Below are 960 nucleotides of genomic sequence, written 5' to 3'. Positions count from 1 at the left end.
CCGACCTCAACCGCCTCGTCCATCTCCACCCGTCCGACGACCTCGTGCTCATCGGTGCGTGCTGCGGCACCCGGGTGATCCACGACTGGATGGACGCCCACCCGGAGGATCTCGACCGGGTCGCCGCCGTGGGGTTGATCGCCGACCCGTTCCGGCCGCGCGACCGCTGGCTCGTCGGCACGTCCGATCCGGGCGGGCAGGGCGTGGCGGGACCGCGCCGCGGACCGATCCCCGAGCGCACCCACTGGGTGTCGGTGCCGGGCGATCCGCTGAGCGGCGTGCAGCCGTCGAACCTTCTCCGCGGCGCCGTGAGGGACTCGGACCTGACGCCCGTCCAGGTCTACGACGAGCTGATCGAGAACCTCCCCGACTCCCGCACCCGGGTCGCCCTGCGTCTGCACGTCGTGGAGCATCCCGGACGGTGGTCGCCCCATCTGCTCCGTCAGCTCGACGACGTCACCGACACCCTGCTGACCTATCGCGACGCGGGGTACGCCGCTCTGTACGAAGCCGACGTCGACGGTGCCTCCCCGCTGGCGCGGCTCGCGAGGGTCATCGCGGATCAGGTCGCGGCCGACCAGGCCGCCTGAGCGGTTCGGTACACCCAGGCGGTTCGGTACAGCTGGACGGTTCGGTACAGCCAGACGGTTCGGTACGGCTAGACGGTCGCCGGGACCGGACGGCGGCTCCGGAGCAACTCCTCGAACCGCGCGGCCGGGCCCGGAGTGGGTAGGCGACCCTCGTTCGCGTCGGCGAGCAGAGAGTTGACCGTCTCGCGCGCACACGTCTTGTTGGAGCCGATGAACCCGCGCGGACCCCGCTTGATCCACCCGACCACGTAGAGCCCGGGCACCTCGCGGCCGTCGGCGGCGTCGAGGACGCGGCCCTCGCGGCTGGGGATGGTCGCGGACGCGGGGTCGAACGGCACCCCGGGCACCGCCACGCCGCGGTAGCCCACCG

General features: G+C 72.6%; 2 pseudogenes. One reads left to right on the top strand and one right to left on the bottom strand.

The features are described 5' to 3' along the window. Positions 1 to 590 (top strand): annotated as a pseudogene (locus G6024_RS12585) (hypothetical protein); the annotation flags it as partial. A 68-nt stretch (positions 591 to 658) separates the two neighbouring features. On the opposite strand, the pseudogene G6024_RS12580 reads toward G6024_RS12585, so the two are convergent. Then, positions 659 to 960, bottom strand: a pseudogene (locus G6024_RS12580) (FAD-dependent oxidoreductase); the annotation flags it as partial.

This window comes from Dietzia maris (genome assembly GCF_014144855.1).
GTDB classification, from domain to species: Bacteria; Actinomycetota; Actinomycetes; order Mycobacteriales; family Mycobacteriaceae; genus Dietzia; species Dietzia kunjamensis.
The sequence above is the reverse complement of the archived record's forward strand: the minus strand, read 5'-3'. Positions and strand labels throughout refer to the sequence as shown.